At 51.1% G+C, this 16,290-nt stretch carries 12 protein-coding genes, 19 tRNA genes and 1 rRNA gene; 3 read left to right on the top strand and 29 right to left on the bottom strand.

The genetic code is table 11. The features are described from left to right. Window positions 1–17 precede the first annotated feature (17 nt). From I8J30_RS21510 to I8J30_RS21485, 6 genes are all read right to left on the bottom strand, one after another. On the bottom strand, window positions 18–1,322 hold the full coding sequence (locus I8J30_RS21510) for an ABC transporter substrate-binding protein (RefSeq protein WP_210661603.1): 1,305 nt from the start codon (window positions 1,320–1,322) through the stop codon (window positions 18–20). A gap of 201 nt (window positions 1,323–1,523) precedes the next feature. Beyond that, a complete protein-coding gene (locus I8J30_RS21505; RefSeq protein WP_210661601.1) occupies window positions 1,524–2,183 on the bottom strand; it encodes a GGDEF domain-containing protein in 660 nt (219 codons plus the stop codon). Window positions 2,184–2,329: 146 nt separating this feature from the next. Further along, window positions 2,330–3,328 carry an SPFH domain-containing protein gene (locus I8J30_RS21500; RefSeq protein WP_210661598.1) on the bottom strand — a complete coding sequence of 333 codons (999 nt, stop codon included), beginning with the start codon at window positions 3,326–3,328 and terminating at the stop codon, window positions 2,330–2,332. 43 nt (window positions 3,329–3,371) lie between these two features. After that, window positions 3,372–4,178: a TPM domain-containing protein gene (locus I8J30_RS21495; RefSeq protein WP_210661596.1), complete on the bottom strand. Its 807-nt coding sequence runs from the start codon at window positions 4,176–4,178 to the stop codon at window positions 3,372–3,374. Further along, window positions 4,175–5,218, bottom strand: a complete 1,044-nt coding sequence (locus tag I8J30_RS21490; protein WP_338044912.1) for a TFIIB-type zinc ribbon-containing protein — start codon at window positions 5,216–5,218, stop codon at window positions 4,175–4,177. Before I8J30_RS21490 ends, I8J30_RS21495 begins: the two co-directional genes overlap by 4 nt. Continuing rightward, window positions 5,215–5,898: a PspA/IM30 family protein gene (locus tag I8J30_RS21485; protein WP_210661594.1), complete on the bottom strand. Its 684-nt coding sequence runs from the start codon at window positions 5,896–5,898 to the stop codon at window positions 5,215–5,217. Before I8J30_RS21485 ends, I8J30_RS21490 begins: the two co-directional genes overlap by 4 nt. Window positions 5,899–6,116: 218 nt before the next feature. Between I8J30_RS21485 and I8J30_RS21480 the strand changes: the two genes are divergently transcribed. Beyond that, entirely contained in the window at window positions 6,117–10,493 is a 4,377-nt protein-coding gene (locus I8J30_RS21480; protein ID WP_210661593.1) for an endo-1,4-beta-xylanase, read from the top strand. A 70-nt stretch (window positions 10,494–10,563) separates the two neighbouring features. Here the strand turns inward: I8J30_RS21480 and I8J30_RS21475 are convergent, their stop codons facing one another. From I8J30_RS21475 to I8J30_RS21465, 3 genes are all read right to left on the bottom strand, one after another. Further along, a complete protein-coding gene (locus tag I8J30_RS21475) occupies window positions 10,564–11,217 on the bottom strand; it encodes a M48 family metallopeptidase (protein WP_210661591.1) in 654 nt (217 codons plus the stop codon). A gap of 3 nt (window positions 11,218–11,220) precedes the next feature. After that, window positions 11,221–12,354 (bottom strand): YecA family protein, encoded by a 1,134-nt coding sequence (locus tag I8J30_RS21470; RefSeq protein ID WP_210661589.1) that lies wholly within the window; start codon window positions 12,352–12,354, stop codon window positions 11,221–11,223. A gap of 115 nt (window positions 12,355–12,469) precedes the next feature. Beyond that, on the bottom strand, window positions 12,470–13,300 hold the full coding sequence (locus I8J30_RS21465) for a serine/threonine protein kinase (protein ID WP_240548269.1): 831 nt from the start codon (window positions 13,298–13,300) through the stop codon (window positions 12,470–12,472). A 161-nt stretch (window positions 13,301–13,461) separates the two neighbouring features. Between I8J30_RS21465 and I8J30_RS21460 the strand changes: the two genes are divergently transcribed. Beyond that, a complete protein-coding gene (locus I8J30_RS21460) occupies window positions 13,462–13,650 on the top strand; it encodes a hypothetical protein (protein ID WP_210661585.1) in 189 nt (62 codons plus the stop codon). A 125-nt stretch (window positions 13,651–13,775) separates the two neighbouring features. Continuing rightward, a complete protein-coding gene (locus tag I8J30_RS21455) occupies window positions 13,776–14,171 on the top strand; it encodes a VOC family protein (protein ID WP_210661583.1) in 396 nt (131 codons plus the stop codon). A gap of 173 nt (window positions 14,172–14,344) precedes the next feature. Here the strand turns inward: I8J30_RS21455 and I8J30_RS21450 are convergent. The 20 genes from I8J30_RS21450 to I8J30_RS21355 all read right to left on the bottom strand — a co-directional run. Next, a tRNA-Gly gene (locus I8J30_RS21450) sits at window positions 14,345–14,415 on the bottom strand. An 8-nt stretch (window positions 14,416–14,423) separates the two neighbouring features. Continuing rightward, window positions 14,424–14,500 (bottom strand) — tRNA-Pro (locus I8J30_RS21445). Between the two features lie 22 nt (window positions 14,501–14,522). Beyond that, a tRNA-Cys gene (locus I8J30_RS21440) sits at window positions 14,523–14,593 on the bottom strand. Window positions 14,594–14,597: 4 nt separating this feature from the next. After that, a tRNA-Gly gene (locus I8J30_RS21435) sits at window positions 14,598–14,672 on the bottom strand. 9 nt (window positions 14,673–14,681) lie between these two features. Continuing rightward, a tRNA-Leu gene (locus tag I8J30_RS21430) sits at window positions 14,682–14,768 on the bottom strand. 14 nt (window positions 14,769–14,782) lie between these two features. Next, window positions 14,783–14,855: transfer RNA gene (locus tag I8J30_RS21425), tRNA-Lys, on the bottom strand. A gap of 5 nt (window positions 14,856–14,860) precedes the next feature. Further along, window positions 14,861–14,935: transfer RNA gene (locus I8J30_RS21420), tRNA-Gln, on the bottom strand. 27 nt (window positions 14,936–14,962) lie between these two features. Beyond that, window positions 14,963–15,038, bottom strand: a tRNA-His gene (locus tag I8J30_RS21415). 13 nt (window positions 15,039–15,051) lie between these two features. Next, window positions 15,052–15,136: transfer RNA gene (locus I8J30_RS21410), tRNA-Tyr, on the bottom strand. A gap of 4 nt (window positions 15,137–15,140) precedes the next feature. After that, window positions 15,141–15,216 (bottom strand) — tRNA-Thr (locus I8J30_RS21405). Between the two features lie 22 nt (window positions 15,217–15,238). Then, window positions 15,239–15,314, bottom strand: a tRNA-Phe gene (locus I8J30_RS21400). Between the two features lie 15 nt (window positions 15,315–15,329). Further along, window positions 15,330–15,406: transfer RNA gene (locus I8J30_RS21395), tRNA-Asp, on the bottom strand. Between the two features lie 10 nt (window positions 15,407–15,416). Then, window positions 15,417–15,493, bottom strand: a tRNA-Met gene (locus I8J30_RS21390). Between the two features lie 21 nt (window positions 15,494–15,514). After that, window positions 15,515–15,590 (bottom strand) — tRNA-Val (locus tag I8J30_RS21385). Window positions 15,591–15,601: 11 nt separating this feature from the next. Then, window positions 15,602–15,676 (bottom strand) — tRNA-Glu (locus tag I8J30_RS21380). A gap of 5 nt (window positions 15,677–15,681) precedes the next feature. Further along, a tRNA-Ser gene (locus I8J30_RS21375) sits at window positions 15,682–15,772 on the bottom strand. Window positions 15,773–15,779: 7 nt separating this feature from the next. Further along, a tRNA-Asn gene (locus I8J30_RS21370) sits at window positions 15,780–15,855 on the bottom strand. Between the two features lie 16 nt (window positions 15,856–15,871). Further along, window positions 15,872–15,947: transfer RNA gene (locus I8J30_RS21365), tRNA-Ala, on the bottom strand. Between the two features lie 8 nt (window positions 15,948–15,955). Further along, a tRNA-Ile gene (locus I8J30_RS21360) sits at window positions 15,956–16,032 on the bottom strand. Between the two features lie 135 nt (window positions 16,033–16,167). Beyond that, window positions 16,168–16,290, bottom strand: a 23S ribosomal RNA gene (locus I8J30_RS21355); the annotation flags it as partial.

Genomic DNA, 16,290 nt, shown 5'->3' with positions numbered 1-16,290 from the left:
CGTTCCTTGTGCATCCATTATTTCAAATTTGCTCTTTGCTCCGCCCAGAACTGATCCCATTGCTTCAAGGTATCATCAAGCGATACTTTGCCGAGCAGCATGGATTGACCGCTTTCCATTGCAATTTGGCCCCATTGGCCAATACCCGGATATTTCGTGTTTGCCTTCAGGTTCACGAATTCGTCCGGCTTGCTGGACATTTCAAGCAGCGACTTATACATATCCGTTTGGAAGAATGCGTCTTCACTGGCCGTGGTATGAATAGGAATCAGTGCCGTCTTTTGAGCAAAATACGTATTTTGTTCCGGGCTCGACAGGAAGGAGATCAGCTTAAAGGCCGCATCCTTGTTCTTCGAGTAACTGGTGATCCCCCATCCTGCGCCGCCGGTTGCCGTAAACGCCTTACCGCTTGGCCCTCTCGGCATCGGAGCTGTACCGATGGTGTTGACATCCATTTTCTCCATTAATGCCGGAATCGCGTCAGGGTCTTGCAGCAGGATACCGGTGACTCCCGATGTGAACGCTTGAACCTGCTCTTGGTAGCCCCAGTTGATCGAATCTTTCGGAGAACCTTCATTGTAAAGCTTCACATACAGCTCAAGTGCTTTCTTCGCTTCCGGAGTGGAGTACATCGACTTGCCGTCTTTCAGGAACATCGAATCATCATGATCGATATTATCAAAGTTGTAGTTAAGAATCATCGTATCCGGAACGCCGTTAGCACCTGCTCCTCCGCGGAACGAGAACCCATATCGGTTTTTGCTTGCGTCCGTTAGCTTGATCGCGGCCGCTACCATCTCTTCATAATTCGTCGGCGGCTGAATGCCCTTCTCTTGGAACCAGTCTTTGCGATAGAACATCTGGCGTTGATACATGCCGTTCGTAATAAAGTACAGCTTGTCGTTAAGCGAAGCCACCGATTTGGCTACATCGACTTCGGTCGCATAATCGGACCAGTCTTTCACGTAGTCATTAAGCGGTTCAAGATAGCCGTTATTGGAGAATTCGGAAATAGTGGAGTCCCGTACTTCCAATACGTCAAGATCCTGCTTAGCCCCGAGAATGGTTTTGATTTTGTTGTCGGCTTGATCAAAAGGAGGCGAAATCAATTCCACTTTAATGTTCGGATTGGCTGCTTCGAACTTGGAAAGCATTTCATTCAAAACCGTTGTTCGGGCCGGGCTGGTTAAGCTCTCGATCATCCGCAGCGTGACTTTCTTCCCTGACCCGCCGCCGTTGTCGTTACAGCCTGCCATAACGCCTACAAGCATTACACCCGCGACTGCACCGAATAACATTTTTTTCTGTTTCCCTGCCGCCATTTTCAATAGCCTCCTTTTGGTTTAACAAGCCTCCAACTCGTATTCAATTCTCTTCCATATCTTCCAAGCATACACTCTGCCTGTCTGATAGCATCAGTGTAAATGAAAGCGCTTTATCATTCAATACATTTTTTCGCAATTCTAACTATTATTTTTCTTCAGAATATTCAGCGCGTGAACGAACAGAAAAAAACCACATCCTCATGCGAATGTGGCATTACGCTGCCTTGACTTCATATCATACATTTGACGATCTGCTGCATTAAGTAAATCGTCCAAGTCTTGCGCATCATTCGGATACACGGAGGTACCGATAGATACCGAAACATCCATATGGTACGCTTTAGATAAGATCTTCAGCGTGTCCGTAATTTGGACCATCAAGGCCTCCCCGCCTCGTGTGTCTTCATCTGAAGAGGGAGAGATGATAAGGAACTCATCCCCTGCCCAGCGAGCGATGATTTCCTTATTGGTTGTATGTGACGATAAGATCGTTGCAATCGCTTGGAGCACTTGGTCTCCCATATCGTGTCCGTACGTGTCATTAATCCGTTTAAAATTATCGACGTCAATGAGATACACGCGCAAGCTTTCGTTTCTTTTGTCCATTCGCGCCAGAAGCCGCGGGAATTGCTGAAGAACGAATCTCCTGTTATAGAGTTCGGTCAATACATCCTTCTCCGCGTAAAATCGGACCTTGTCATATTGGCTGCCCAACCACCAACAAATCACTACCGCAGGCAAACCAAGATAAGGTAATTGGAAGAGTGGGTAATTGTAATACACGCTCCCATAAATCCGAGCCATCACTACCATCGCCACAACAACAGTCGTAATCGCGATTCTACCGGCATACTTCATTGTCGATCTCCGCTTTCCAATCCGAGTGTAACCATCCTCGAAACAAATCACATTAGAGTAGGGTAGGATTACCTATCCCTTTTCGACATCTTCCATCAAATCCCTGTTTTTTCTAGGACAAATGATCTAAATTATACCGGTTTATCCTAGCCCAGTTTCTGGCCGCAATTCGGGCAGAAGTTGGCCCCTTCGTTCTTGGTCCCGCAATTCGGACAGAAGTTCGGCTTCTTGCTGCCTCCCGCGGACGAAGGCACCGCTGCTGTGTCCGCGCTCTTATCTGCCCCGGCCTGCCGATTCTGGTTTTGGTTCATATTTTTCAGCATTTCACCCGCCATATTCATGCCCATCATCATGCCGGCCATGTCCGCAGCAGCGCCGCCGCCCTGCACTTTACCCGAAGAAATGCCATCGGTCATGCTCACCTGCTGATACTTCTGCAGATTGCCGATCATCTCATGCGAGGCCGTCTTCGTAATCATATCTTGAATGTCTTGCGGATAATTGAAGCTCATGACTTGGAAGCCCGTGATCGCGATCCCGATATCCATCAGCTGCATATCCAGATCTTCGCGGATCCCGTTCGCAATGTCCGATGCATTCGCCTGCAGATTAAACATATCCTTGCCCTCTCGGCTGATCCACTTCATCAACAGCTGATCCAGTACGGCAGTAATTCGGATTTTGACATCCTCGACCAAGTAATCTTGTCTGACCCCGGCAATCTTATCGATCAGCGCCATGTAGTCGCTCACTTTGAAAATAAACGTCCCGTTGGCGCGAATCGGCATCCCGCCCGGAAGCTGCGGAGCCTTGATCAATACCGGGTTCTGGGTGCCCCATCGCACGGTAAACTCCTTCGTATTCACGAAGAGAACCTCTACCCTCATGCCGCTGTTGAAACCGAACTTGAACCCTTTCAGCGTAGATAAGAAGGGAATGATGTCCGAATCGATCTGGAAGGAGCCTTCATCCTTGAATATCCCCTCGACCTTGCCGTTATTCAGAAAAACAGCATCTTGGCCGGCGCGAATAATGAGCTTGCTCCCCTTCTTAATCTCCCGGTTGTTCCACTTCCAGAAAATCATATCCTCCCTGAACTCTTCCCACTCCACAACGTTTGAGAACTGATTCCCGAAAAGACCCATTCGTTTCCCATCCCTTCTATAATCCATATGGTTTCTTTCGCTGCTAGAAAGACCCTCTGCTTCCGCTATGGGAATGACCGCCGCTGCTGGTCCCGCCGCCACCGCCGCCTGAACCGCGGCCTTTATTCTTCGGAATTCTGCTTTTGGTCACCGTCGTCCGAATGAACTGATCCGCATGTTCCAATACGCCGGAGGTGCTTGCATCTTCATAAGTCGCCCGAGTCACTGTAATGCGGCCGCCTGAACGATACACCATCACGCCGACAACAATCCCTCCAATGACTAGGGCAGCTCCCAGCTGAAACCAGATGGTAAACAGGATATTATCGGGATTTACGCCGGGCTTGAAGCCCATATACTTGTGCGAAATTTTGATATAGCTCGTGAATGCCTGCACGTAATCACCTTGCGTTAGATCCGGCGAAATCGCGTTTCGGATCTTATCCAGCCTGCCGCTGTCGAGCTCGATTTCCGTTTGGCCAAAGCCCGCCAAATAAACCTGGCGATTGTTCATATCCATGGTCAAAATAACAGCATTACCGTGCGGCTTATCGTACCCGGGCGCTTGATCGTCGTAGAAATCCTCCGTCATCAGCTGCACATCCCGGTTCTCCGTATTATCGGATGTCAGGATGATGATGTCCGTTTCTCTGTCAGCCCCGTATTCGTTCGCCAGCGCGTTCAGTTCAACTTGTTCTTGCTCGCTGAGCAGATGCGCTTGATCATAGATGAGTTTCTTGCTCTCCGTTGCCGCCGCCGCTGCTTTGGGCAAGACGAGTATCATTATGAAGGCCATTAAACCAATCGCGAACAGGACTGGCACTAGCCGAGCCTTCGGCCGTTTTCTCATAGGAACCCGCCTCCCATCAACCAGGAAACGATCTTTAACCCCACGAATGAAAAGGCAGAAACACCTGCGAACCAAGCCGTTACTTTCGCCTTGCTGATCGGAGGTTTGCCTACGACCTTCCCGGTCTGGCCATTCATCGCGAACGTATACTCCGTCCGATTATAGTTGTACCTGATCATCCATACGGGAAGCAGCACATAATCCGCCTGTTTCACTGTTGTGTCGATCTGCTTATCGGTGTACATCACGCTCGAATACCCTTGTACCGTTGAAGAAATATAAGCATCGATGTACGAGCTCGTTTTCTCCTTAGCCCGCGGGAATAACTGCTCGTCATTATAGCTGTATTTCTCCGCCCTATAGCCGGCCAGATACGGTGTCTTGAATGCTTTCAACTGATCATAAGGAAAAGGCTCCAGCTTATCCATCAGCTCATCATTCATTTTTTCCGATGCATCAATCGGCAGCCTCACATAGTTCAGCCGAATCTTCCGATAGATATTAAAATGCTGCGTCTCTGTATACCTATAATCGCCTTGTGTATAGATTCTAACCCTCGTTCCCTGGCCGTGAACCTCAATCCCGTTGTTCAAGTCATAGAGCCAGAAGGGGACGTACATCCCTGTCATCCCTGCGATTCGATCCGCTGTCATGAACCCTTTTGGCGTAAGCAAGCCGTTTCTGCACCACTTCTTGAACGCCTTCATCGCCGCTTCCTTCGAGATCGTGAAGGGAATGAGCATCGCCGGGGCAAAATCCCCCGACAACCGATCGCTCAGCACCACGGCAGATCCGCAAAAGCTGCATGTCGTTGCGCTAGTCTCCTGATCGGTGACGATGACCGCTCCGCAGCCGTTACAGTGATACTCCTTCACATCCTCTAACGGTAACGCCTGCTGCTTCAGCGGATCCGGGATTTGGTCAACCTGATCCTGTCGTCCGCAGCTGGGGCAAGACAGCGTACCTGTGCCTGCATCGAACGCCATGCCGCTGCCGCAATTGGGACACTTATACTCGATAACCGCCGCCACTTGGCTCACCTCGACTTTAATCTTTCCTTGATTGCTGCAAGCTCATCTTCAGGTGATGCCGTTACAGTAGCTGCAGTCGTACCCGCTGTTGCATTCTTCTCGAGCTCGGCGATCAATACATCCAGATCATCTTCCTGTGCGCCGGCTCTAACCTCGGCAAGAGCCATCGCTTCGTTCATCGCCTGATTGGCTTTCTCTTCCATCGCGCTGAAAGCAGCGCCCGCTTCGCTGCCGGCTCGCTGCTGCGCATGGGCATCGGCCATCTTCCCTTTCAGCTCTGCATGCCGCGCCTCCAGCTGTGCCAGGTCGGACACAAGCTTATCCTGCATATGCGTCATCATCGTCGCCTTCGCCGAAGCTCGGGTGAACATGGCCTCCAGCTCCGCAAATTTCTCGGTCTGCTTCGATTTGAGAGCCAGAAATTGGAGCGCGTTCTCCTCCTCATCGGACTCCGCGGACTTCTCCGCATAACGCTGCAGCTTCTTAATCTCGGCATTGCATGCGTCCAAATCCCGCTTAGCCCTGCTCTCCTCGAGCAGTACCGCCTCCGTCTCCGCCTTCACTTGGCCCAGATCGCTATGTAAGCTTTGCATATACGCCTTTATGGTCTTCTCCGGGTCATCCGCATGGCTTTGCAAACCATGCATATTGGCTTTCATCACGTCTCTGAACCTCGATAAGATTCCCATCCCATGCTCCTCCTTCGAAGTCTTACATTATCTTCTATACTACATCAAATCGGCTCTAATATTTAATTAGTACAATAGATTGTTTACTTCTTCTGGTAAACCATGCTTTTAACACAGGCTATAATCAAGCTTAAGCACGGAAAGGAGGCTCCATCCACTTCCCATTGTAAGCGCTTCATTTATATTCGCCAAATTGATTTCGCAGGGGGATGCAATAAATGACCGGAACAATCAAACAAGTACTCTCGCTCTTGCTGGCCGCAGCGCTGCTTATTCCTTCCTGCCTCTCGGCTCCAGCTGTGCAAGCCGCGGCGGCAGAGACGACCGTTGTTTATCACGAAGACTTTGCCGCCGGCAAAGGTGCTGCTGTGCAATCCGGCGGCGCGAGCTTGACGCAGGTTACAGGCAAAGTGTTTGACGGTAACGCCGACGGGACAGCTCTATCCGTTAGCAACAGAGCAAACACCTGGGATGCGGCAGATTTTAAATTCAGCGACATCGGCCTGGAAAACGGCAAAACCTACACCGTAACCGTGCAAGGTTATGTGGACCCGGATACGGTTGTGCCTGACGGCGCGCAAGCCTATTTGCAGTCGGTTAACAGCTACGGCTTCTTGGCTGGCGCTAACTTAGCCGCCGGTGCCGCATTCACGCTGACGAAAGAGTTTACGGTAGATACAAGCAAAGATGCAAGCCTGCGTGTTCAATCGAACGAAACCGGCAAAGCCGTGCCGTTCTACGTCGGTGACGTGCTCATCACAGCGGAGAAACCTGCGACAGACGTCGAAACGGTATACCACGAAGCTTTTGCAAGCGGTAAAGGCGCTGCTACGCAATCCGGAGGCGCGAGCTTGACGCAAGTGAACGGCAAAGTCTTCGACGGCAACGCCGACGGTGCCGCTCTGTCCGTAAGCAACAGAGCGAATACTTGGGACGCGGTAGATTTTAAATTCAGCGAAATTGGGCTGGAGAACGGTAAAACCTACTCCGTAACCGTTCAGGGGTATGTCGACCCGGATACGGTTGTGCCTGACGGCTCGCAAGCCTATTTGCAGACGGTTAACAGCTACGGCTTCTTGGCTGGCGCTAACTTAGTCGCCGGTGCCGCTTTCACATTGACGAAAGAGTTTACGGTGGATACGAGCAAGGATGCAAGCCTGCGTGTTCAATCGAACGAAACCGGTAAAACCGTTCCGTTCTACGTTGGCGATATTCTCATTACTCAGAAAGCGAATACGACCCCGGAAGAGCCGGAAGTAGAAGAACCGCGGCCTCCGGCTTTGGATTTCAACACCGTTACTTTTGAGGATCAAGCTGCAGGCGGCTTTGAAGGCCGCGCAGGTACGGAAACGCTGACCGTCACCAATGAGGCCAATCATTCCGAAGAAGGTTCCTATGCTTTGAAAGTGGAAGGTCGAACAGATTCGTGGCACGGACCGACCTTGCGCGTGGAGAAGTATGTAGATAAGGGCTCCGAATATAAAATTACGGCCTGGGTGAAGCTGATCTCTCCCGCAAGCTCGCAGCTCCAGCTCTCTACGCAGGTTGGTCAAGGAAGCAGTGCCAACTATGTTCAGCTTGCAGGCAAAACAATCAGCGCAAGCGACGGCTGGGTGAAGTATGAAGGCACCTACCGATACAACAATGTAAGCAGCGAGTTCTTAACCATCTATATAGAGAGCTCTTCTAACAAAACGGCTTCTTTCTATATCGATGACATCAGCTTTGAAAGCACGGGATCCGGCCCGATTTCCATCCAGAAGGATCTGCCTCCGATTAAGGACACTTACCAAGACGATTTTCTAATCGGCAACGCGATCTCGGCGGAGGATCTGGATGGCGTTAGACTCGAGCTGCTGAAGCAGCATTTCAACGTCGTCACAGCAGGAAACGCGATGAAGCCTGACGCGCTTCAGCCTACGAAGGGCAATTTCACCTTTACCGCGGCCGATGCGCTTGTCGATAAAGTGCTGGCTGAAGGGATGCAGATGCACGGGCATGTGCTGGTATGGCATCAGCAATCGCCTGCGTGGCTGAATACGACTAAGGATGGCGATAACAACACGATTCCACTGGGCCGCGAAGAAGCGCTCGCGAATTTGAAGACCCATATCCAAACGGTCATGGAGCATTTCGGCAGCAAGGTGATTTCATGGGATGTCGTCAACGAAGCGATGAACGATAACCCCTCCAATCCGGCAGACTGGAAGGCATCACTTCGCCAAACACCGTGGAGTAATGCGATCGGAACGGACTATGTAGAGCAGGCGTTCTTGGCAGCAAGAGAAGTACTGGACGCGCATCCGGCTTGGGACATCAAGCTCTATTACAATGATTACAACGAAGATAATCAGAACAAAGCGCTGGCCATCTACAACATGGTCAAAGAAATCAATGATCGCTATGCGCTGACGCACCCCGGCAAGCTGCTGATCGATGGCGTCGGGATGCAGGCGCACTACGGCGTGAACACGAACCCGGACAATGTCGAACTGTCCTTGGAGAAGTTCATTTCATTAGGCGTAGAAATCAGCGTTACGGAGCTCGATATTCAGGCCGGAAGCAATTATCAGCTTTCCGAGCCGCTTGCCAATGCTCAAGGCTATCTCTACGCGCAGCTGTTCGAAATCTTCCAAGCCCATGCTGCAGCGATCGTACGCGTTACCTTCTGGGGCATGGATGACAATACGAGCTGGAGAGCCGCTTCCAACCCGCTGTTGTTCGATAAGAACCTGCAGGCCAAACCGGCATATTACGGCGTAAGCGATCCGGCTGCATTCATGGAGGAACATCAGCCTGAACTGGCGGAAGCCAACCAAGCTGCGGCTAAATTCGCTACGCCGCTAGTCGACGGCACTGTTGACGCGATTTGGGGCCAGACCCCGGAAATCCCGATCAACCGGTATCAGACGGCTTGGCAAGGAGCGAGCGGAGTTGCCAAAGCGCTCTGGGATGAGCAGAATCTGTATGTATTGGTACAGGTTAGCGACGCGCAGCTCGACAAAGCAAGCGTGAACAACTATGAGCAAGATTCCGTCGAAATTTTCGTGGATCAAAACAATGCGAAGACATCGTTCTATCAAGATGATGACGGTCAGTACAGAGTAAACTTTGACAATGAGACATCGTTCAATCCGATCAGCCTTGCAGCGGGTTTCGAATCCGCAACGAAGGTATCCGGAACCAACTACACGGTTGAAGTGAAAATCCCGTTGACATCGGTGACGCCGGTTGACGGCAAGAAGCTCGGTTTTGACGTACAGATTAATGACGCGAAAGACGGTGCCCGCCAAAGCGTTACCGCCTGGAACGATACAACCGGCAACGGCTATATGGACACGTCCGTTTACGGAGTACTTACGCTTACCACTGCTGCGACCTATCCGAGCGGTGGCAGCAATGTCGTCCTGCAAACAGGCAGCGTCCAGAACCGGAACGGCGTCGTTTCGATTCATCCCGAGATGAAGACGGACAACGGACGCGCCATCGGCACGATTTCCGGCGACAACTTGAAGAAGGCGCTGGAGCTGGCCGCTCCGGCAGCTAACGGCGAGAAACAAGTCGTCATCGAGCTGCCGAAGCAAGCGAACGCGTCGTCGTATGAAGTGCAGCTGCCTGCGCAAAGTCTGAAAGGTCAAGAGGCCTTCGTCCTTTCGGTGAAGACCGAGAATGCAACGATTCAAATTCCAAGCAACATGCTGTCTGGCGTGACAGACAAAGCCGAGCAAGTATCGATCCGTGTCGGCAAACCCGCACCAGACAGTTTGAACGCCGCAAACCGCGAGTTGATCGGCAACCGTCCGGTTATCGAACTGAGCTTAGTAGCGGGCAGCAATGTCCTTGCATGGAGCAATCCCGCCGCGCCTGTGTCGGTTGCGATCCCTTACAAGCCAACAGCGGAAGAGCTTAGCAATCCGGATCATATCGTCATTTGGTACATCGACGGCAAAGGTATCGCGACACAGGTTCCGAATGCTCGCTATGATGCGGCAAGCCAAACGGTTGTTTTCCAAACGTCTCACTTCAGCACCTATGCGGTAGGCTCCGTATTCAGGACCTTCGGTGACCTGGCGCAAGTGCCTTGGGCCAAACAAGCCGTAGATGCTATGGCGTCGCACGACATTATCAAAGGAACAACTGCGAACAACTTCTCTCCGGCAGCTTCCATCAAGCGAGCAGACTTTATAGCTCTTCTCGTAAGAGCGCTTGAACTGCATGGCACGGGCAAAGAAGGCACCATGTTCGGCGATATCGAACCATCCGCTTATTATTACAACGAGCTGTTGATCGCTAAGGAACTGGGAATCGCAACCGGTTTTGAAAATAACACCTTCCAACCGGACAGCACGATCTCCCGCCAAGATATGATGGTGCTGACCGCACGTGCACTGGCCGCTGCCGGCAAGCCGGTTGGAACCGGCGGGGCTCTGGACGCATATGCCGACGCCGCTACGATTTCCGGCTATGCGCAGGACAGCGCCGCCGCTCTGGTCAAATCCGGAATTGTTAACGGCAAGAACGGCAACCTCGCACCGCACGCGTCACTCACCCGCGCCGAAGCGGCGGTTATTCTGTACCGCATTTGGAATCTGTAATTCCTTATACAACAAAAACCACATCCCCCATGGAGGATGTGGTTTTATTTTTATCGAAGACGGTAAAATCCTACAGCGTCATAGCCTGCCCATACCGCGCCAGATACGCTTCCTTCTCTTTGTAGTCCGGCATGACACTCCCGACCAGTCGCCAGAACGACCGATCATGATTCATATGCGAAAGATGGCATAACTCATGAATAATGACATAGTCGATGACTTCGATCGGAGCCATGGCGAGACGATAGTTAAACGTAAGCTGTTTCTTCGAGCTGCAGCTTCCCCATTTGGTGCTGGACTCTACAATCTCGATCGACTTTGGCGCCACCTTCAGGTGCTTCTGAAAGGCTGGAATACGTTCCGATACAACCTTCTTGCAGCTTGCAAAATAAAACTTTTTCAGCCGCTGCCGAAGCTCTTCCTCGTTCTCCGCCGTTGTATCGATTAAGTCGCTCAACGAACAATATTTGCCCAGATGGAGGAACTTGCCCTGTTCTTGATACTCCTTTAACGACAACGCATCACGAGACTTCTCAATCCAATCGAGCTGTGCCGCAATCGCTTGCCCATGCTGTTTCACTTCGCGTATGATCATCTCGTCGCTGGTGCCGTTAGGCGCCTTCACCGTAATGAAACCCGAAGGCTCGATCTGGATGGAAAGCTTCTTACCAGCCCCATAGGCGACATGAACGTCAATCGTTCGCCGTTCGAGTTGAATCTCCATAACCTACAGGCAGCACTTCTTATGTTTTTTCCCGCTGCCGCATGGGCACGGTTCGTTTCTTCCGATTTTCGCGGATGCCGCCGGGAACTGGACCACATTCGAATTCCGAGCCGGTTTCGGACTTAATTCATCAGGTGTAAACCCGCGATTGGACCACATTCTCGTATGGTTATGCACGTTAATAATTAACGGCGTAACTTCCTTTAGCTGCTTCTTGTTCAAGCGAATTTTGCGCTGATCGAACTCTTCCATAATGACGCTAAGCGGCTCTTCCATCGCACATGCGAGCTGGATATCGTCCACGAGCGCCTCCGCCAGCTTCTCCACTTTGCCTAATTCCTGCATGATGTAGGTCTTCAATGCCTCCAGCTGAGGCGTCTTCTCGAAATAATCAATATCCGCATATAGCAGCAGTTCTTCCTTAGCGGGAATGTAGTACGGCTTGTCCTTCACGCTCTCCAAGAACGCTTCATAATCGTCCAAGTCTTCTCCATCCAGGCTGTCGCTAAATAGGAATCCACGCTGAATATCCCAAGTCAGCACCTTATCGGAGACGGATAAACGAATATCCAGGAGCTTCTCCTCCGTTATGTTAATACCGTTCTGGTCATTAATAATCGCAATGAGCTTAGTCATTGGGATAATTCCATACAAGTTAGCCGCCGCTTCCATGTATCGCAGCACCAGTTGATTTGCATTGCGTTGTTTTTGGAAGGCGTTCTTGTCCAGCATGTTGTACGCGGCTTTGACTTCTTCCGGCATAACAAAAAACAACTTGTCCCCTTCGAGGAAGCTGAATATCAACCCTTTATCCATCAAAAACAAGTAAGCATCGGCATAGACCGCATTATCCTGAATGTACGGTACTTTGAGAAGCCGGTTCACAAGATCCCATTCTTGCGGCTCAGCTGTAAGGAAAGCCGAATATAGTTTCGACACACTTGTAATTCTATCGCATAGCGCATCTACGAGCTCCTGTTTCTTCAGCTTGGAGCGCCCTGACAGCGCGCAATTGGCAGCAATGAAATTCAACCGATCCTTGGTCAGCTGTCCGAGGATATCCTTCAAGCTGGTCTTTACCGAACCTTTAATGGCATTATTCACGTTCAACTGCAGCATTTCTTTTTGCAAATCCATACCTAAACCCCTTTACAATTCAACCAATATATATAGATTGTACCCTAACCCGGCCCTCAATTGAAGGGAATGGTAGGATTAAGCAATTTCGTTCATGTATTTAATCGCTGCTGGCTCACCCTTCCAACGACTTCAATGTCTGCTCTAGTTCCTGTTCGCACGCTTCCGCCGACTGCCATTTGTTCTCCAGCAATCCTTGTACAAAGTCTTGTACCGCGGGATCAAGCTTCAGTTCTTCCTCCCAGCCTCGCTCCTCCTGTCCTTCATGCGGCATGTAACCTGCATACATGAGAAACAAGAACAGATGGCCGAGTCCATACAGGTCGCTTGTCGGTTCCGGCACACGCATCCGCTGCTTCACGGCTCCCCAGCTGTCCGCAAATCCGCCGCCCCACTCCTCCTTTTCATAAGCAGACTCATCGCCTATTCGGCAAGCTAAGCCAACGTCGATAATAACCAGCTTATCGCCGCTAACCAGAACATTCGGGATCCGCACATCCCGATGAACATACCCGGCTTCATGCATATGCCGCAGCGGATGCAGCAATTGCCGAATAACGAGCAAAGCTTCCTGCTGACTATATATCTTCTCGCTTCCCATTACAGCGTGCTCTAGACTATATCCCTCAACCAGCTCCATGACGAGCCCCATTTCTCTGCCATGCGCGGCATAATCCAGCCACTGCGGAATTTGCGGATGATGGAGTCCTTTAAGAATCTCGCTCTCTCGCTCCAGCATCTCGCGGGCCAAGCTTCGTTTGCTCGGCTTGCCTCGCTTCATCAGCACAACGGCTCCGCTTCTCAAATCCGTACAGCGATAAGCTTGACCATAGCTGCCCATTCCCAGGAGCTCCTCAACTCGATACCTGTCTGCCCAAACCGCACCCTCCCGGAGCGGATAATCCAGCCAACCGAGCCACCTTTCCCGCCACCATGCACCTAACATCCGCATCCCTCCCTGCTTTCACTTACGGCTGCGTGCCCCACTCGGTTCCTAATCGATTTGCAAATGGGTGATTTATAACGAAACCTGATTCATCGAGCTGCGTATTATTTTACAAGTCTAAAACGCTTCCACATTAGTTCCATATAGGAGGTCCCACACGTATGTTGAGACATCTTTTGAATCGCCTCATCAGCTCCCTGCTTGGCCGCAAGCATTACGGCTCGCACGGTCATTACGGCCACCAGCATCACAGCAGCAGCGATTATAAGAAAGGCGGCCATTACCCGCCGCATCATTCCAATTATGGCCATGGACATTACAAGAAGAAACATGGCAGCTATAGCAGCTAACTACCTCTGGAACCCGATCTTCATGGATCGGGTTTTATTTTTTTTTGTAATTTGTTATGGATCAAGTAGGAAAGGAAACCCTATTACAAGAATCAAGTAATGAAGCCAGATCATTGGAGGTTATCATGGGAAGAGTCATTCATTTCGAGATCCATGTCGATGACATGGACCGCGCTAAGAAGTTTTATGGAGAAGTGTTCGGTTGGACATTTGAGGACTACAGCAGCTTTGCCGGCATGCCTTACTTTGGAGCCGTGACAGGCGATGCTGATGCCATGGGAATCAACGGTGCTTTGATGCAGCGCCATGGTGCTGCCCCACAACCGGGGCAGCCCGTGAATGGATTTGCCTGCACAATGGGAGTCGGCGACTACGATGCGACTGAAGCGAAAATTCTAGAGCACGGCGGCACCATCGCGTTACCGAAATACGCGCTGCCCGGCATGGCCTGGCAGGGGTATTATATCGATACCGAAGGCAATATCATTGGGATTCATCAGCCGGATGTGAATGCCAAGTAATTAGAAAAAGACACCTCTGCGGTGTCTTTTTTCTATCTATTGCAAAGACAGCACTCGCCGCAGCGACCGTGTCCCGGAGGATGAAAGGAAAACAACAACGGCTATTTACCGCCGCCGAAACACAAAAAACCTTTTATCCGCGAAGGAACAAAAGGTTTTTCTCTATAAAAGTAAGCGGGTGATGGGAATCGAACCCACGCTATTAGCTTGGAAGGCTAAAGTTCTACCATTGAACTACACCCGCAGAAAATATGGTCGGGATGACACGATTTGAACATGCGACCCCCTGGTCCCAAACCAGGTGCTCTACCAAGCTGAGCTACATCCCGCGATTCGTGAAACAAACATACAAGGCGCCACCCAGATTCGAACTGGGGGTGAAGCTTTTGCAGAGCTCTGCCTTACCACTTGGCTATGGCGCCATGATGGAGCGGAAGACGGGAATCGAACCCGCGACCCTCGCCTTGGCAAGGCGATGCTCTACCGCTGAGCCACTTCCGCAGATGGTGATGGTGCGGTCAAGAGGACTCGAACCTCCACGTCATTGCTGACACTAGAACCTGAATCTAGCGCGTCTGCCAATTCCGCCATGACCGCGTAACAAGATAAAGTGAGCCATGTAGGACTCGAACCTACGACACCCTGATTAAAAGTCAGGTGCTCTACCAACTGAGCTAATGGCTCATAAATGGCTGGGGATCTAGGATTCGAACCTAGGGATGACGGAGTCAAAGTCCGTTGCCTTACCGCTTGGCTAATCCCCAACATGAAGCATTTGGTTTAGTTAAAAATGGGGCGACCGATGGGAATTGAACCCACGAATGCCGGATCCACAAACCGGTGCGTTAACCACTTCGCCACGATCGCCATGAAAAAAATATGGTGGAGGATGATGGATTCGAACCACCGAACTCAAGGAGAGCAGATTTACAGTCTGCCGTGTTTAGCCACTTCACTAATCCTCCATAATGGTGCCGGCGATAGGAGTCGAACCCACGACCTACTGATTACAAGTCAGTTGCTCTACCAACTGAGCTACACCGGCATATGAACTTGCAGTTTAAAAATGGTGGCTCGGGACGGAATCGAACCGCCGACACGAGGATTTTCAGTCCTCTGCTCTACCGACTGAGCTACCGAGCCGAACTTTTGAAGAAATGGCGGAGCCGACGGGATTCGAACCCGCGGTCTCCTGCGTGACAGGCAGGCATGTTGGGCCACTACACCACGGCTCCGCAGTAAAATTGGTTGCGGGGGCAGGATTTGAACCTGCGGCCTTCGGGTTATGAGCCCGACGAGCTACCGAGCTGCTCCACCCCGCGATAGTACAAGTAAAACATATATGGTGGAGGCTGACGGGATCGAACCGCCGACCCTCTGCTTGTAAGGCAGATGCTCTCCCAGCTGAGCTAAGCCTCCGGGGAAATAAATGGTGACCCGTAGGGGACTCGAACCCCTGTTACCTCCGTGAAAGGGAGGTGTCTTAACCACTTGACCAACGGGCCCTATCTGGCGGAGAGCGAGAGATTCGAACTCTCGAGACGCGGTTAGCGCCTACACGATTTCCAATCGTGCTCCTTCGACCACTCGGACAGCTCTCCAGATGAATGGCTCCCCGAACAGGACTCGAACCTGTGACAACTCGATTAACAGTCGAGTGCTCTACCAACTGAGCTATCAGGGAATAGGTTAAAATAGCTTGGTGGAGCCAAGCGGGATCGAACCGCTGACCTCCTGCTTGCAAGGCAGGCGCTCTCCCAGCTGAGCTATGGCCCCAAAGGGAATGGTTGGCCTTAGTGGACTCGAACCACCGACCTCACCCTTATCAGGGGTGCGCTCTAACCAGCTGAGCTAAAGGCCAATAAAAAACCCACTGCTAGGTGGGGTGTTTATTCAATATAGGTGAAGATCACACCCTGAAAACTGGATACGAACCTTTGCGAAGGTTTTGTTTTAGCTGATTTTGTCCGAAGTTGAACATCCGAGCGAATATTCGTAGGATAAGCCCTCGACCGATTAGTATTCGTCAGCTGCATGCATTGCTGCACTTCCACCTCGAACCTATCAACCTGATCGTCTTTCAGGGGTCTTACATACTGGGAAATCTCATCTTGAGGGG

This window comes from Paenibacillus lignilyticus (genome assembly GCF_017942085.1).
Classification (GTDB): Bacteria; Bacillota; Bacilli; order Paenibacillales; family Paenibacillaceae; genus Paenibacillus_Z; species Paenibacillus_Z lignilyticus.
Note: the sequence above shows the minus strand (reverse complement) of the source record. Positions and strands in the feature narration are given on the sequence as shown.

Coding starts and splice junctions, on each gene's coding strand:
- I8J30_RS21510 (WP_210661603.1), bottom strand. CDS start 1,322: ATGGCGGCAGGGAAACAGAAAAAAATGTTATTCGGTGCAGTCGCGGGT.
- I8J30_RS21505 (WP_210661601.1), bottom strand. CDS start 2,183: ATGAAGTATGCCGGTAGAATCGCGATTACGACTGTTGTTGTGGCGATG.
- I8J30_RS21500 (WP_210661598.1), bottom strand. CDS start 3,328: ATGGGTCTTTTCGGGAATCAGTTCTCAAACGTTGTGGAGTGGGAAGAG.
- I8J30_RS21495 (WP_210661596.1), bottom strand. CDS start 4,178: ATGAGAAAACGGCCGAAGGCTCGGCTAGTGCCAGTCCTGTTCGCGATT.
- I8J30_RS21485 (WP_210661594.1), bottom strand. CDS start 5,898: ATGGGAATCTTATCGAGGTTCAGAGACGTGATGAAAGCCAATATGCAT.
- I8J30_RS21480 (WP_210661593.1), top strand. CDS start 6,117: ATGACCGGAACAATCAAACAAGTACTCTCGCTCTTGCTGGCCGCAGCG.
- I8J30_RS21475 (WP_210661591.1), bottom strand. CDS start 11,217: ATGGAGATTCAACTCGAACGGCGAACGATTGACGTTCATGTCGCCTAT.
- I8J30_RS21470 (WP_210661589.1), bottom strand. CDS start 12,354: ATGGATTTGCAAAAAGAAATGCTGCAGTTGAACGTGAATAATGCCATT.
- I8J30_RS21465 (WP_240548269.1), bottom strand. CDS start 13,300: ATGTTAGGTGCATGGTGGCGGGAAAGGTGGCTCGGTTGGCTGGATTAT.
- I8J30_RS21460 (WP_210661585.1), top strand. CDS start 13,462: ATGTTGAGACATCTTTTGAATCGCCTCATCAGCTCCCTGCTTGGCCGC.
- I8J30_RS21455 (WP_210661583.1), top strand. CDS start 13,776: ATGGGAAGAGTCATTCATTTCGAGATCCATGTCGATGACATGGACCGC.